We start from the raw sequence: 13,875 nt of genomic DNA, 5'->3' as shown, positions 1-13,875 counted from the left end.
CGCCACCGGATCTCCTGACACGCTTTCGCTCGCAAGGTCCGGGTCGATTCCCGTAGCGTCGCGGAAAGGATGAGCATCCCCGCGAACGAAGCGCCCTCCCGCCCCGGCCTCCCCCGCAACTATGTGTCAAATTGGATCATCGGCATTTCGTTCGCGCTGCTGGTCCTGCCATTCATTTTCTTCTCCAGCGCATCGTGGATCGCGTGGCCGCGTCTTGCCGCATTGGTTCTGTCATTGGTGCTGATGAGGAGGGCCTTTCCGCATGGCCTGCCGGGGAGTCTGAAAGCCATGGCGGTGATTCTCCTGGTGATCTTCGCCTCCGCGTGGACCGGCGGCATGCTCAACCGGGAGATTCCCGAAATGGAAACCTTCATGGCAGTGGAAGGTATCCTGGCCATCTGCGGTTTCACGGTTTTCATCAAAGCCGTCCTCTCCACCGGGTGGTCGCGGTTCGCCAGCCGGACCTTCATCGTCATCGCGGTGGTGTTGTTGGCCTGCTCCCTGGCGGGGTATTTCATGCCCATCGAGCGGATGATCACGATGGGGCCGTTGACTTACTTCGACACCACGCGCCTCATCCTCATCTGGCCGACGAAGATGGTGATGTCATGGGCCGGACAACTCGGCTGGGGGCATGCCAACCACGCGGGCCTCATCTTTGGCATCTCGTTCATTCTCATCCTGGAGCATCTGGCATCCGCGGAAGCCCGTCACCGGAAAGCCTGGTGGCTGACGGCGCTGGGGTTCGGCGCGGCGCTGTTCCTGACAGGTTCCCGGGGCGCGTTGCTGATGATCGTGCCATGCCTGGCTGTCATCATGTTCCGCCGCGGTTGGCTGTGGAATATGCGCTGCACGGCTCTCTGTCTTGCAGCATTCGCTCTCGGGTTTGGCGCCCTGGCGGCGAAGAGGGAGCTGATACGCCGGGACATCCCGGTTTCCGAAACCAGCCCATCACCCCAACTCCCATCACCCCAACTCCCATCACCCCAACTCCCATCACCCCAGCTCCCGCCACCCCAGCTCCCGCCACCCCAGCTCCCGCCACCCCAGCTCCCGCCACCCCAGCTCCCGCCACCCCAGCTCCCGCCACCCCAACTCCCGCCGGACCATCATCTGAAAGGACTGGTGAAACGCGGCAGCGCGGGACGGGTCGGCGCCTACATGACTCTCCGTGATGAACTGAAGGGTTCCTTGTGGTTCGGGAGGGGTTTGTCACAGAACAACCGTCCGCTTTCCCATCTGTTGAACGAGCACTCCTCCTACCTTGCAACACTGCGCGGTGGAGGCGTCATCGCACTCATCGGCCATGGCGCGCTGCTCGCTTTCGCCACCGTGGCGGCGGTGCGGCTTTCTCTCCGAGGGACGCGCTGGCCGCTCCTGCTGCTAGCCGCGGTGGCGACGGGCATCCTTTTCGACCGGGGCAGCGTCTTCCTCGTGAACGCGTCCTACGAGTTTCCTTTCCACTGGGCCGCCGTTCTCCTGCCCGTGCTGATGGCCACCGGGCGAAGCCCGATCAAAGATGCTCCCCCGCCATCCTCGCCGGATCGAGAAGCTCCGAGAGTTCCGCACGGCTGATCCCCAGTTCATCCACGCGGCTTTCGCAGAGTTCACGCACCGTGCGCCCTGTCGCCACGGACTCCTTCGCAATGGCGGACGCCTTGTCATAGCCGATCTTCGGGGCGAGCGCGGTGACCATCGAGAGGGAGTATTCGATGAGTTCGTTGCACCGCTCCACGTTCGCTCCGATACCCTCGACACATTTGCTCCGGAAGGCGTTGGCGGAGTTGGCAAGCAGTTCCACGGACTCCAGCAGGCAGGCTGCGATCAGGGGCATGGACACGTTCAGTTCCAGAAAGCCACCCGCGCCGCACCAAGTGACGGTCGTCTGGTTTCCGGCCACCCTTGCGGCGACCATGGTCAGGGACTCGGACATGACGGGGTTGACCTTTCCCGGCATGATGGAGGATCCGGGCTGGGTGGCGGGCAGGGAGATCTCCCCGAAGCCGCAGCGTGGACCGGAGCCGAGCAAGCGGATGTCGCAGGCAATCTTGTGCAGCGAAACCGCGATGGTCGAAAGATGACCGTGGGCTTCCACGCACGCGTCCTTCGCGGACTGAGCTTCGAAATGGTTCTCCGCCTCTACGAACGGCAGGCCGGTCCATGAGGACAGCTTTCCGATCGCCTGCCCCGCGAACTCGGCATGGGTGTTCAGCCCGGTCCCGACCGCCGTCCCGCCCAGCGGCAGTTCCAGCAAGGCCTCCACCGCCTTCTGCGCCCGGATCGAGGCGTGCCTGACCTGCGCGGCCCAACCACCGAACTCCTGGCCCAGCCTCACGGGCGTGGCGTCCATCAAGTGCGTGCGGCCGATCTTCAGCACCTCATGAAAATCCTCCGCTTTTGTCTCCAGCGCGATCGCCAGTTCATCCAAAGCGGGAACCAGCACCGACTGGATGGCGGAGGCGGTGGCCAGATGGATGGCGGTGGGGAATGTGTCGTTGGACGACTGGCCGAGATTCACATGGTCATTCGGGTGGACCTTCGTCCCTTCCCCCGACGCCAGATTGGCGATCACCTCGTTGACGTTCGTGTTGGTGGAGGTGCCGGACCCGGTCTGATAGATGTCGATGGGGAACTGCCCGTCATGTTGTCCGGAAGCCACCTCCTTCGCCGCCCCGATGATCCGGGCGGCGACCTCCGCGTCCAACAGGCCCAGTTCCGCGTTCGTCTGCGCGGCGGCCATCTTGATGAGCCCATAGACATGGATCAGCACCGGGGGTACTGGACGTCCGGAGATGGGGAAATTCAGCACCGCCCGCTGGGTGGACGCACCGTAGAGCGCATCCGCCGGCACTTCCATTTCACCCATCGAGTCCTTCTCAATCCTTGTGTCGCCGGTCATGGACCGAACATCACCGGAGCGGGCGCGTTTGTCGAACGGGATGTTCCCGCCACTCAGACATCGGCGGATTCCGGAAGCCGGACCGCCACTTCATCCCCCACTCCCAGCGCGAGTTCATCGAGCTGCTTGCGGGAAAGCTCCACTTCCAGGAACTGGCCGTCATCGAGACGCACGGTCAGCGAAGCGACCGGACCGGCGGAGAAAAGGTGCGTGATGCGGGCGAGGCGGTCCGTGGCCTCGACATATTCGGCCGCGAAAACGATCTCGATCTCATGCGGGCGGACATAGCGGTTCGAGCCTTTCTCATCCACCTTGTTCACGTTGCCAAGGAACTCATAGACGAACGGGCTGCGGGGCTTGTCATAGACGACCTGCGGCTTGCCCACCTGCTCGACGCGGGCGTTGCGCATGACCACCACCTGGTCGGCCAGCTCCAGCGCCTCCTCCTGGTCGTGCGTGACGAACAGCGTGGTGAGGCCGATCTCATCGTGGAACTGGCGGAGCCAGCGACGGAGATCTTTCCGCACCTGGGCGTCGAGCGCGCCAAATGGCTCGTCCAGCAGCAGCACCTTCGGCCGGATGGCGAGGGCGCGGGCAAGCGCCACACGCTGCCGCTGGCCGCCGGAAAGCTCATGCGGCCGCCGCTTGTCCAGACCTTCGAGTTTCACCAGCCTCAGCAACTCGAAAACACGCTCCTTCACCTCGGCCTTCGACGGGCGATTCGCCCCGGGCATGACGGACAGGCCGAAGGCGATATTGTCCGCCACCGTCATGTGGCGGAACAGGGCGTAGTGCTGGAACACGAAGCCGACGCCGCGCTTGCCGGCGGGGACATCCACCACGTCCTCACCGTGGAACTGGATCTTTCCGGGACCGGGATCAGCGAACTCAAGGCCCGCGACAATGCGCAGCAGCGTGGTTTTTCCGGAACCGGAGGGACCGAGCAGGGCGGTGAGGCTGCCATTCCCCACTTCGAGGGAGATGTCATCCAGCGCGGTGTAGGCTCCGAAGGTCTTGGTGATGTTGTGGATCGAGATCGACATGGCTGGGAGAGATTATTTGTGGCCGGCGGAGCTGTGGCCGGTGAAATGTTCGACGACACTCTTCGCACCGAGCGTGACGAGCGCGAGGAAGGCGAGCAGCGTGGCGCAGGCAAAGGCCGCGCTGAACTGGTATTCGTTGTAAAGGACCTCGATGTGCAGGGGCAGGGTGTTCGTCTTTCCGCGGATGTGGCCGGAGACGACGGACACCGCGCCGAACTCGCCCATGGCGCGGGCGTTGCAGAGCAGGACGCCGTAGAACAGGCCCCACTTGATGTTCGGCAGGGTGATGCGGCGGAAGATCTGCCAGCCGCTCGCGCCGAGCGTGACGCCCGCTTCCTCCTGGTCGCTGCCCTGTGACTCCATCAGCGGGATCAGCTCCCGGGCGACGAAGGGGAAGGTGACGAACGCCGTGGCGATGACGATGCCCGGCAGCGCGAAGATGATCTGGATGTCATGCTCCCGCAGCCAGGGGCCGAACCAGCCGGAGGCACCGAACAGGAGCACCCACACAAGGCCAGCGATGATCGGCGAGACCGCGAAAGGAAGGTCGATCAGGGAAAGCAGGAACGCGCGTCCCTTGAAGCGGAACTTCGTGACCAGCCATGCGGCGGACAGACCGAACAGCGTGTTCACCGGCACGGCGATGCCCGCGGCGATGAGCGTCAGTTTGATCGCGGAGAGTGCGGCGTCCTCGCTCAGGGAGGCGAAGAATACCTCCCACCCGCGGCGGAACGCCTCCGCGAACACCGCGAACAGCGGCATCAGGAGGAACAGGGAAAGGATGATGACCGCCGCGGAGATGAGCAGGATCTTGACGGGCAGGGATTCGGTGGTGACCGGTCTTTGCTTCATGGCATCAGCGGTTGCGCCAGTCCAGACGGCGCTGGAGCAGGTTGATGAGGAAAAGGAGGAAGAAGGAAATGATCAGCATGCCCGCGGCGATGACCGCGGCGGCACCATAGTGGTATTGCTCCAGCTGGGCGACGATGAGCAACGGCAGGATTTCCGTCTTCATCGGCAGGTTTCCGGAGATGAAGATCACCGAACCGTATTCACCGATGGCACGTGCGAAGGCGAGCGTGAACCCGGTGATGAGCGCCGGAACCAGCAGTGGGAAGACCACGCGCCAGAAGACCGTCCAGCGGCCCGCGCCGAGCGTGGCCGCGGCTTCCTCGATGTCCACTCCCAGGTCCTCCATGACCGGCTGCAGCGTGCGGACGACGAAGGGAAAGCCGATGAATGACAGAGCGATGAAGACGCCGATGGCGCTGTAGGCCGCGCCGCTGTCCGCCAGTGTCTGGACCTGCGCCCCCACCCAGCCGGTCGGCTGGAAGGTGGTCTGGTACCACTTCGCCACCTTCACGATTCCCTGACCGATCCACCCGCTGGGGGCATACATCTGGGTCAATGTGATGCCCGCCACCGCAGTGGGCAGGGCGAAAGGAAGGTCCACCATGGCGTCCAGCAGCCGGCGGCCGGGGAAATCATAGCGGACCAGCACCCATGTCACGAGCAGGCCGAACACCGCGCTCACCCCGGCGGCGGCCGCGCTCGCCCCGAAGGTGAGCTTCGCGGCGGCCAGCACGCGGGGTGAGGTAAGCAGCGCCCACCACTCCGCGGGTCCCAGCCCCGCCGCCTTGATGAACAGGGCGGCGAGCGGGATGAGGATGATGAGACTCAGCGCTGCGACGGTGTAACCCATCGAAAGGCCGAAGCCGGGAATGACCTTGCGTCGTGACATGAGGAACGGAGTGCGGGAGGCTCTTATTTGACGCCGTAGATCTTGTCAAAGGTGCCACCATCGACGAAGTGCTTCGCCCGGGCCGCATCCCAACCGCCGAAGTCCTTGTCCACCGTCACCAGCGGGATCACCGGCAGGGTGGCGACGAACTTCGCGGCGATCTCCTGGTTGCGCGGACGGTAGAAGTGCTTCGCGGCCAGCTCCTGGGCTTCATCCGTGTAGAGGAACTCCAGATACTCCCGCGCCACTTCCGTGGTGCCCTTCTTCTTCGCGTTCTCCTCCACGACGGCCACCGTAGGCTCCGCCAGGATGGTCAGGGATGGATAGACGATCTCCGTCTCGCCCGGGAATTCCTTCTCGATCAGATGGGCTTCGTTTTCCCATGACAGGAACACGTCACCGATTTTCCGCTGGGCGAAGGTGGTGGTGGCGCCACGGGCACCCGTGTCCAGCACCGGCACGTTCTTGTAGAGGCGGGTGATGTAGTCCAGCACCTTGGCCTCGTCGCCGCCGTTCACCTTGGCGGCATAGGCCCATGCGGCGAGGTAGTTCCACTGCGCGCCGCCGGAGGTCTTCGGGTTGGGTGTGATGACTTTCACCTCCGGCTTCACCAAGTCATCCCAGTCCTTCACGCCCTTCGGGTTTCCCTTGCGGACCACGAAGACGATGGTGGAGGTGTATGGGGAGCTGTTGTCCGGGAGCTTGGACTGCCAATCCTCGGGCAGGAGCTTCGCCTGCTTGCCGATCACGTCGATGTCACCGGCCAGGGCCAGCGTGACCACGTCCGCCGCCTGGCCGTCGATGACGGAGCGCGCCTGCTTGCCGGAGCCACCGTGGGATTGGTTGATGGTCAGCTTTTTGCCATGTTCCTTCTCCCACTTCGCGGAGAAGACCTTGTTCACCTCATCATAGAATTCGCGCGTCGGGTCATAGGACACATTGAGAAGGGACACGGAACCGTCCGCATCCTTCTTGCCGCAGGACGCCAGCGACACGACAGCAGCCAGCGCGACGGCGGAGAAGATCAGTTTTGCTTTCATTGGTTTGGTTCTGATTGGTGGGATGGTTGGAAAAATCACTTTTTCAGATAGATCTGGTCGAACACGCCACCATCGGCGAAGTGCTGTTTCTGGGCAGCCTCCCAGCCGCCGAACTCTTCATCGATGGTGACGAGTTCGAGCTTCGGGAAACGGTCGGCGTATTTCGCGGCCACGCCCGGGTCACGGGGACGGTAGAAGTGTTTGCCCGCCAGGTTCTGGCCTTCCTCCGTGTAGAGGAACTCCAGGTAGGCCTTCGCCACTTCCAGCGTGCCCCTGTTCTTGGCGTTCTCCTCCACCACCGCCACGGATGGCTCGGCGAGAATGCTGACGGACGGATAGACGATCTCCGTCTGGCCGGGGAATTCCTTGTCGATGAGATGCGCCTCATTTTCCCAGGAAAGAAGCACGTCACCGATGTTGCGCTGGGCGAAGGTGGTGGTGGAGCCACGCGCACCGCTGTCCAGCACCGGGACGTTGCCGTAGAGGGCGGAGATGTATTCCTTCGCCTTGCCTTCGTCATGGCCGTAGGCACGGCGCGCCCAGGCCCAGCCCGCGAGGTAGCACCACCGTGGAGCGCCCCCGGTCTTCGGGTTCGGCGTGATCACCTGCGTTCCTGGCTTCACCAGATCCCCCCAGTCCTTGACGCCCTTCGGGTTCCCCTTGCGGACGACGAAGACAATGGTGGAGGTGTACGGGCTGCTGTTGTTCGGGAGCTTCTTCTGCCAGTCCGCGGGCAGCAGGCCGCGCTGCTTGTGGAGCATCTCCACATCCAGCGACAGCGCCAGCGTCACGACATCCGCCGGGATGCCGTCCAGCACGGACCGCGCCTGCTTTCCGGAGCCGCCATGGGATTGCTCGATCTTCAGCGTCTCCCCGTGTTCCGCCTGCCATTTTTTGGAGAAGGCTTCATTCACATCCACGTAGAGCTCGCGGGTGGGATCATAGGAGACGTTCAGGATGGAGACGGTGCGACCTGACTCCCCACGCTTTCCACATCCCGCCAGCAGGGCGAGGAGAGGAACAACGGCGGCGGATAGGAGCAGGTGCTTTTTCATGATGGTTTGGGGAAAACGGATTCTCAGAAGGAGAAGCGGACGCCCGTCAGGTAGGTGACGCCGTCATAGCCCAGGCCGGATGGACCTCCGCTGAGGTCGGCGTATTCCGCACCCGCCAGGAACTTGAGCTTGTCTCCGTTGATGAAATACTGCGCGCCCAGATAGATGGCCTGGTACTGGTTGCCGCGGCCATCCACCACGAAGCTCTCGTAGCGGGTCTGCCTGCGGACGCTCCTGTCGCCATCGCCATAGGCGAAGGAGTAGCGGCCCACGAGCTGGAGCTTCTTCGGGATGACATCATACGTCCCCTGGAGGAAACCGCCGAAGACATCACCATCGGTCCCCTGCCCTCCGGTCGCATAGAAGCCCTCCGCCACCGCGCTCCACAGACCGTCCTGCACCCAGAAGGTGGAGGAGATCACATCATCATAGCGGTTGAGCACGCCCGCGTCCGGATCCCGCTCGCTGTGCAGCCAGTCGATGCGGAAGTCGGCCTTCTTCACGCCCAGCGCCTTTGAGAAATCATAGCCCACGCCGAGCGTGCTGGACCATCCGCCGTTGAACTCTCCGAAGGCCTCGTCGAAATCATTCCGGTCAGGATCGATGGCGTTCGAATAAACCCCGGCCTGCCAGGTGAAGTTGTCGATCTTCCCTTCGAACGCGATGCCGGTGGCACGGTCGATGGAGAGTTGGTTGAAAATCTGCGAACGCTCGAAGGTCGGCTGCGCATTGGTCGATTGCACGAAATCATAGTAGCCGATCTGCGGCTTCATCCGACCGACGGTGACGGAAAAGGAATCGACGGGCTTCCATTTCACGTAGGCATCGACCAATCCGTCGTAGAGGTCGCGGAAACCGTCGTTGCTCTGGAAATCCACGCGGACCTCAACCTTCTTCTCGAACATCTTCGCGTCGAAGCCGAAGCGGAAGCGGCGGTCCTCCCAGTTATCCTCGGTGTCCTGGCCACCGTCCACGATGTGGTACTGGCCGTGGTAGCGTCCGCGGAGCTTGAACTCCTGGAGGATAGGGTTGCTGTCATCCTTGTGGAGCGTGGCGAGATCCCACAGCTTCGCGAAACCGTCGGATTCTTCCGCGGTGGCGATGGGGGAAAGGGCTGCTATGGCGCTCATCATGCAAATGCCCGCGGGCAATGCCTTGTATATCCTTCTGGATGGGTGGTTGTTCGAAGGCAGAGTACGCCCTTGTGGAGTAGTATCCGTGTGGTTCATGGGATTTGAGGCTGATAGCCGACGCTGTTTATCATGGATTCGGAGAACCCGACCGGACGTCCCATGGGAACAATGTTCCGGGAAGGCGCGGCAGCACGATGGCATCAGCAACCTCCGGAAGTCCGGTCGGCGGTGGTATTTCTGCGATTCCTCCGGGGGTCCGGTCGGTCTCTGACAAGCAGGGCGGAGTGTTTATTTCCGCCGGATGGGGATCATGGGATCATTTGAGGCCGGGCCCCTCTTCGCGGGACGCGACGAATCGCGTCTTCTCGATGCTCTCCACCTGGGTCACGCGTCCATCATGGACGGTGATCTGGACGGAGCCATAACGAAGGGCCGCCACGTTTTTGCGAACCACTTCGAGCCACTCGGCTTTCTGGCCGTCATGCCCGTTGCGTTCAGTGCGTGTCGTTGTCATTGGATTCTGAATTGAGAGTAACAAGCTGCGAAAGCCCCGCGAGGAAGCCATCGGCCGGATCCGCCCGGCGACGTGGGGACGGTTCCTTGACGGAGGTCCCTCCTTGGGAAAACGGCGGCACCACACCATCGCGGCGCATTTTGCGGAGGGTCACCTCCACCACCTGGGCGATGGTGTAGCGGTCGAGGATGTTGGCGATGGCATTGCGCACATCGATCATCACCATCCTCAGACCACAGTGATCCTCATCCGGGCAGGTGCAGGCCTGATAGGCGTTCTCACTCGCACAACAAATGGGGGCGAGCCGACCGTCGATCAGACGGATGAGTTGACCGACACCGATGCTGCTGGCAGGCACCGCCAGGGAATAACCACCGAATTTACCGCGGTGAGTCTCCACGAGACCCGCTTCGCGCAACTCCTGAAGGATCCGCTCGATGAACTTGAGAGGAAGGCGGTTCGCCTCCGCAAGCTCGGACCCCGAGACGGTACCCCGGCCCATTTCAGCCGCGATACCCAGATTGATCGTGGCCCGCAGTGCGTATTCGGATTTCTTCGATAAGTGCATTCGCTAAACTTGATGAAGTGGTAGTGTATCCCCGACCCACCTCCAAACAAAAAAAGAAAAAAACTTCAAGCCATCCACTAATGAAATACCAAAAGGTCACTTTCATCTCTCATTTTAAGTGATTTATAAACTTACTAATTAAATAAACAAAAAGAACAAAGCTGAGATCAAAAGACTTTCTCAATTTTCCCAAATCTATTCTAGACATTTATACCACCCCAATTTAGTAGGAATTCAACCCCAGCGACTATGAACCTTACCAAACTAGATTCTTCGCTCCGCCAGAACCTGCGGAATCTCCTTCAGGGCTACGTGGAACATTGCGAGATTTCAGAGACCTTGATGGCTCATATCGAGGCTCCGTTCTACTACCACGGCTTTAAATTCGGCGCCCCGGTATTCACCCACCGCCAGGCCTGGGTGTCTCCGGAGCGCCCGTCGGTCGGCATCGCCGGGATCAACCGCCCGGCAAACACGGCCCCTTCGGAAATCGTCCTGCAGATCATGGAGACCCTCTCACAGCAGCCGGATGCCGCGGGACCCGCACCATTGAGGCTGCTTCCTGTCTCAAATCCGGTGGCTCTGGAACTCGGGGACGACGCTCCGGCCGAAGAATGGCCCGTCCTCACCCATCTCCTCGCGGAGTTCCAGGCCACGTCCCGGGTCGGTTTCCTCTCCATTTCCCCTTCCGATACCGATGCCTTCCTGCTCAGCGGGACGGCAGGCATCGACGTCATCCGCAAGCTGGTGGCGGGCGAGGGAAATCTGCGCGTGCTGCAGCGGCTCGACCTCATCCCCCTTCCCGCGGGCGAAACGTGGTCCCTCCGGCTGGAAATCCCGCAACACCTCTCCGCCGCTGAGATCCTGAAAGCCGCGGATCTCGTGCTCTCGCTCCTTCACTACAAATAAGACCGTCCCTCTCCACATCCACCACTTCTTCTCTCCCACCCCATGTCCGAATCATCCCTTCCCATCGTCGTCGTAGGCGGCGGCTTCAGCGGCACGCTGACCGCCATCCATCTCTCCCGCCGTCTGCCGGAAACACCGGTCATCCTGATAGAAGAAACCGGCGAAGCCGGACCGGGACTCGCCTACCGCAGCACGGATGCCGCCGCATGGCTGAACGTCCCGGCGGGAAAGATGAGCGCGTTCCAGAACGAGCCGCTGCATTTCCTCGACCACGCCCGCCAACAACTGGGTGAGGGCGTGCAGGAGACCGACTTCCTGCCACGCCATGTCTATGGGGGATACCTGAAGCGATGTCTGGAGGATGAGCTGGAGAAAAATCCCCTCCTCCGGGTCGAGAAACGCCGCGTCCATGACCTGACACGCGGCGACTCCCCCACCACCGCGCGCGTGATTTTCAAGGACCAGACGGTGATCGATGCCGCGCACGTGGTGCTGGCCACCGGCAACCAAGGCTCCGTCTTCGCCTCCTCCCTCTGGGCGGACCATGCGAAGCCCGCACGCTCCGGTGAGGCCATCTCCTCCATCCACAGCGGTGATACGGTCCTCATCGTGGGCACCGGCCTGACCATGATCGATGCGGTGCTGGACCTGGACCGCCGCGGTGACGCAGCCTCCATCCACATCGTCTCCCGCAACGGCCTGCTGCCACGCGCATACGCACCGCCGTCACCCACATTGGCCCCGGACCTCGACCATCTGCCGGATTCCAACCTGCGCCGTGCGGTCCGCCTGTTCCGCCGCGCGATCCGCGAGCACGAAGCCCGGGGCGGGGACTGGAGGGACCTGTTCCATGAGATCCGCGACGCCACCCCCTCCCTGTGGAAGGAGCTGTCCGCAAAGGACAAAACACGCTTCCTCCGTTTCATCAGTCCGTTCTGGGAGGTCCACCGCCACCAATGCCCGCCGGAGACCTATCAGAAAATCCAGTCCCTGCTGGCTTCCGGGAAACTCGTCCAGCACCGCGGCACCATCGTTTCGATCGAAAGATCCGGAACCGCCATCCGGCTCGGGCTCGCATCACGCAGCCGGAACACCCCCACCCGCTGGATCGAGGCCCAGCACCTGCTGGACGCCACCGGTCCGGCGCGGGATCTCCAGGTGATCGCGGATCCACTCATCCAGAACCTTCTCCGCCGCGGTTTCATCAAACCGGACGCTCATCGGTTGGGGGCAGAAACATCCGCGGACTACCGGGCGCTGGGCCGTGACAACAAGCCCTCCCCGTGGCTGTCCGTCGTGGGCCCCATGCTGCGCGCCCGCTATTTCGAGGCCACCGCCATCAGCGAGCTCCGCCTGCACGCTGCCAGCGCCGCGAAACGGATCGCGCAAGCGGTCAATCCACTTGCCGAAGTAGGTGCTGAAGAAGCAATTTATTAGCTTAATTAGTAGTTTAGTAAGATATTTTTCCTTATCCTATCAACACTAAAAACCAGCATGTTACGAATAGCATGCTGGTTTTTTTGTTTTCACACAGTAAAATTCTCTTGGCAAATCCCTCCTAGTTTATAGGATTTCGCCGCGCCGACTCTACCCCACACGGGGACAGTAGCAGCACTTAGGGATCACCCTACGTAGGGAACCCGCAAGACCACTGGGTTGCATCCAACCCGCTTTCGGAAAAGCCGACCACGGCATCTCCGGTCTCTTCCACACATGCCGAACGGCACTGTCGGATCACGTACATCCATCTCTTCCCCAACCCCGATCACTCCCATGAATTCAGGAGCAATCTCCGCCAAAGCCATCCTGCTCTCCCTCGGGACGCTCGCAGCATCCGTCCTCACATCCATTGCGCAGACCGTCCCGAACCCCGTTGCCAACGATATCTTCCTCGGCTTCCGGATCGATGGCCAGCCGGACGGTTACATCACCCGTCTGGGCAACTACACCACCTATTTCCGTGATATTCCGGAAGGTGCCACCGTCACACTCAGCGTCACCGGCATCGGTGCCGACCTTTCCGCAAAATATGGCCCCAACTGGAGTGAAAATCCGAACGCTCGATGGGGGATCTTCGGCTCAAACTTCGCCGGCAACGGCCCGCTTCTGTTTGCCTCCCGGGAACGGACAGCCACTTCAACCGCCACCTCGCCCTGGCCAGCCCTCAGGCTAGACCTTCGGGAACTTGTCAACGGCAACATCAACGCGGTCCTCCAGCTGACCGGTGGTTACCGCGGCAGAACAGCGACCGCCAACAATGCCGTGGGTACCTTCCAACCCCCGCCCACCTCCTCAGATGGGTTTGAGTCCAATTACATCCATCAGACGAGTCCCGGCGTGGACTTCGGACCCCAGAGCGGCTGGGAGATCGAGGGCGATTTCGCGAACGGACCAAACTCCACCGTCCTGGACCTCTATCGCGTCGGCGGAGAATCCACCCTCCGTGTCGGCTACTTCACCATCACCTCATCCGGCACGGTTTCCTTCACCCGCCAGAGCACGGCAACGCCTCCCGTGGTGGATGCCGATACGGACGGGGATGGCATCCTTGATTCCCTTGAAGACATCGCGGGCACTTCGAAAACAGATCCCACGGATTTCTTCCGGGTGCAGGGCACGACCCTCACCGGCAACCATCCCGCCTTCGCGTTCAAACCTGCGGCCAACCGCACCTACAAGCTGTTCTACTCCGAAACGCTCCTCGCGGGAAGCTGGCAGGAGATCACCGCGGCCAGCCCCGCCCCTCCGACCACCATCGCCCGCTACGTGACCAATGGCACGCCGCCCGCGAGCTTCTCATTCTCCGATCAGGATCCTGTCCGCAGGGAGAAGAACAAGGGCTTCTACAGAATCGAAGTCTCCCTCAATCCCTGATCCATCCCGCTTTCTGCGTCCGACCGGATGTGCCGGAGGAATCGCGAATGAAAACCGGCGCTCCCCTTTCCGGGCAACGCGCCGGGCCATCCACGAGGA

General features: G+C 62.0%; 13 protein-coding genes. 4 read left to right on the top strand and 9 right to left on the bottom strand.

The features are described 5' to 3' along the window. Positions 1–69: 69 nt before the first annotated feature. Positions 70–1,575, top strand: a complete 1,506-nt coding sequence (locus tag KF712_02160) for a hypothetical protein (protein MBX3739769.1) — start codon at positions 70–72, stop codon at positions 1,573–1,575. On the opposite strand, the gene KF712_02155 is transcribed toward KF712_02160, so the two are convergent. From KF712_02155 to KF712_02115, 9 genes are all read right to left on the bottom strand, one after another. Then, complete coding sequence (locus KF712_02155; protein MBX3739768.1) at positions 1,514–2,899, bottom strand: class II fumarate hydratase; 1,386 nt, start codon at positions 2,897–2,899, stop codon at positions 1,514–1,516. The genes KF712_02160 and KF712_02155 overlap by 62 nt on opposite strands. A gap of 53 nt (positions 2,900–2,952) precedes the next feature. Further along, positions 2,953–3,942, bottom strand: coding sequence for a TOBE-like domain-containing protein (locus KF712_02150; protein MBX3739767.1), 990 nt, complete (start codon positions 3,940–3,942; stop codon positions 2,953–2,955). 12 nt (positions 3,943–3,954) lie between these two features. Next, the gene (gene cysW / locus KF712_02145; GenBank protein ID MBX3739766.1) at positions 3,955–4,794 is read right to left on the bottom strand and encodes a sulfate ABC transporter permease subunit CysW; all 840 of its coding nucleotides are present in this window, start codon (positions 4,792–4,794) and stop codon (positions 3,955–3,957) included. A gap of 4 nt (positions 4,795–4,798) precedes the next feature. Next, a complete protein-coding gene (locus KF712_02140) occupies positions 4,799–5,683 on the bottom strand; it encodes an ABC transporter permease subunit (GenBank protein MBX3739765.1) in 885 nt (294 codons plus the stop codon). A gap of 23 nt (positions 5,684–5,706) precedes the next feature. Continuing rightward, the gene (locus KF712_02135; protein ID MBX3739764.1) at positions 5,707–6,723 is read right to left on the bottom strand and encodes a sulfate ABC transporter substrate-binding protein; all 1,017 of its coding nucleotides are present in this window, start codon (positions 6,721–6,723) and stop codon (positions 5,707–5,709) included. Between the two features lie 35 nt (positions 6,724–6,758). After that, on the bottom strand, positions 6,759–7,778 hold the full coding sequence (locus KF712_02130) for a sulfate ABC transporter substrate-binding protein (protein MBX3739763.1): 1,020 nt from the start codon (positions 7,776–7,778) through the stop codon (positions 6,759–6,761). Between the two features lie 23 nt (positions 7,779–7,801). After that, positions 7,802–8,911 (bottom strand): hypothetical protein, encoded by a 1,110-nt coding sequence (locus KF712_02125; protein MBX3739762.1) that lies wholly within the window; start codon positions 8,909–8,911, stop codon positions 7,802–7,804. 316 nt (positions 8,912–9,227) lie between these two features. Continuing rightward, complete coding sequence (locus KF712_02120; GenBank protein MBX3739761.1) at positions 9,228–9,425, bottom strand: YezD family protein; 198 nt, start codon at positions 9,423–9,425, stop codon at positions 9,228–9,230. Continuing rightward, on the bottom strand, positions 9,406–9,993 hold the full coding sequence (locus KF712_02115) for an Rrf2 family transcriptional regulator (GenBank protein MBX3739760.1): 588 nt from the start codon (positions 9,991–9,993) through the stop codon (positions 9,406–9,408). The genes KF712_02120 and KF712_02115 overlap by 20 nt, the downstream gene beginning before the upstream one ends. 249 nt (positions 9,994–10,242) lie before the next feature. Between KF712_02115 and KF712_02110 the strand changes: the two genes are divergently transcribed. The 3 genes from KF712_02110 to KF712_02100 all read left to right on the top strand — a co-directional run bounded on the left by KF712_02110 (position 10,243) and on the right by KF712_02100 (position 13,776). Next, positions 10,243–10,902 (top strand): hypothetical protein, encoded by a 660-nt coding sequence (locus KF712_02110; GenBank protein MBX3739759.1) that lies wholly within the window; start codon positions 10,243–10,245, stop codon positions 10,900–10,902. Between the two features lie 42 nt (positions 10,903–10,944). Next, positions 10,945–12,339 (top strand): FAD/NAD(P)-binding protein, encoded by a 1,395-nt coding sequence (locus tag KF712_02105; protein ID MBX3739758.1) that lies wholly within the window; start codon positions 10,945–10,947, stop codon positions 12,337–12,339. A gap of 336 nt (positions 12,340–12,675) precedes the next feature. Further along, positions 12,676–13,776, top strand: coding sequence for a hypothetical protein (locus KF712_02100; GenBank protein ID MBX3739757.1), 1,101 nt, complete (start codon positions 12,676–12,678; stop codon positions 13,774–13,776). Positions 13,777–13,875 lie beyond the last annotated feature (99 nt).

This window comes from Akkermansiaceae bacterium (assembly GCA_019634595.1).
In the GTDB taxonomy this organism is placed as follows: Bacteria; Verrucomicrobiota; Verrucomicrobiia; order Verrucomicrobiales; family Akkermansiaceae; genus Luteolibacter.
The sequence above is the reverse complement of the archived record's forward strand: the minus strand, read 5'-3'. Positions and strand labels throughout refer to the sequence as shown.

What these genes read in the sequence shown, in the direction of transcription:
- KF712_02160 (MBX3739769.1), top strand. Translation starts at nt 70, where the DNA reads ATGAGCATCCCCGCGAACGAAGCGCCCTCCCGCCCCGGCCTCCCCCGC.
- KF712_02155 (MBX3739768.1), bottom strand. Translation starts at nt 2,899, where the DNA reads ATGACCGGCGACACAAGGATTGAGAAGGACTCGATGGGTGAAATGGAA.
- KF712_02150 (MBX3739767.1), bottom strand. Translation starts at nt 3,942, where the DNA reads ATGTCGATCTCGATCCACAACATCACCAAGACCTTCGGAGCCTACACC.
- cysW (MBX3739766.1), bottom strand. Translation starts at nt 4,794, where the DNA reads ATGAAGCAAAGACCGGTCACCACCGAATCCCTGCCCGTCAAGATCCTG.
- KF712_02140 (MBX3739765.1), bottom strand. Translation starts at nt 5,683, where the DNA reads ATGTCACGACGCAAGGTCATTCCCGGCTTCGGCCTTTCGATGGGTTAC.
- KF712_02135 (MBX3739764.1), bottom strand. Translation starts at nt 6,723, where the DNA reads ATGAAAGCAAAACTGATCTTCTCCGCCGTCGCGCTGGCTGCTGTCGTG.
- KF712_02130 (MBX3739763.1), bottom strand. Translation starts at nt 7,778, where the DNA reads ATGAAAAAGCACCTGCTCCTATCCGCCGCCGTTGTTCCTCTCCTCGCC.
- KF712_02125 (MBX3739762.1), bottom strand. Translation starts at nt 8,911, where the DNA reads ATGATGAGCGCCATAGCAGCCCTTTCCCCCATCGCCACCGCGGAAGAA.
- KF712_02120 (MBX3739761.1), bottom strand. Translation starts at nt 9,425, where the DNA reads ATGACAACGACACGCACTGAACGCAACGGGCATGACGGCCAGAAAGCC.
- KF712_02115 (MBX3739760.1), bottom strand. Translation starts at nt 9,993, where the DNA reads ATGCACTTATCGAAGAAATCCGAATACGCACTGCGGGCCACGATCAAT.
- KF712_02110 (MBX3739759.1), top strand. Translation starts at nt 10,243, where the DNA reads ATGAACCTTACCAAACTAGATTCTTCGCTCCGCCAGAACCTGCGGAAT.
- KF712_02105 (MBX3739758.1), top strand. Translation starts at nt 10,945, where the DNA reads ATGTCCGAATCATCCCTTCCCATCGTCGTCGTAGGCGGCGGCTTCAGC.
- KF712_02100 (MBX3739757.1), top strand. Translation starts at nt 12,676, where the DNA reads ATGAATTCAGGAGCAATCTCCGCCAAAGCCATCCTGCTCTCCCTCGGG.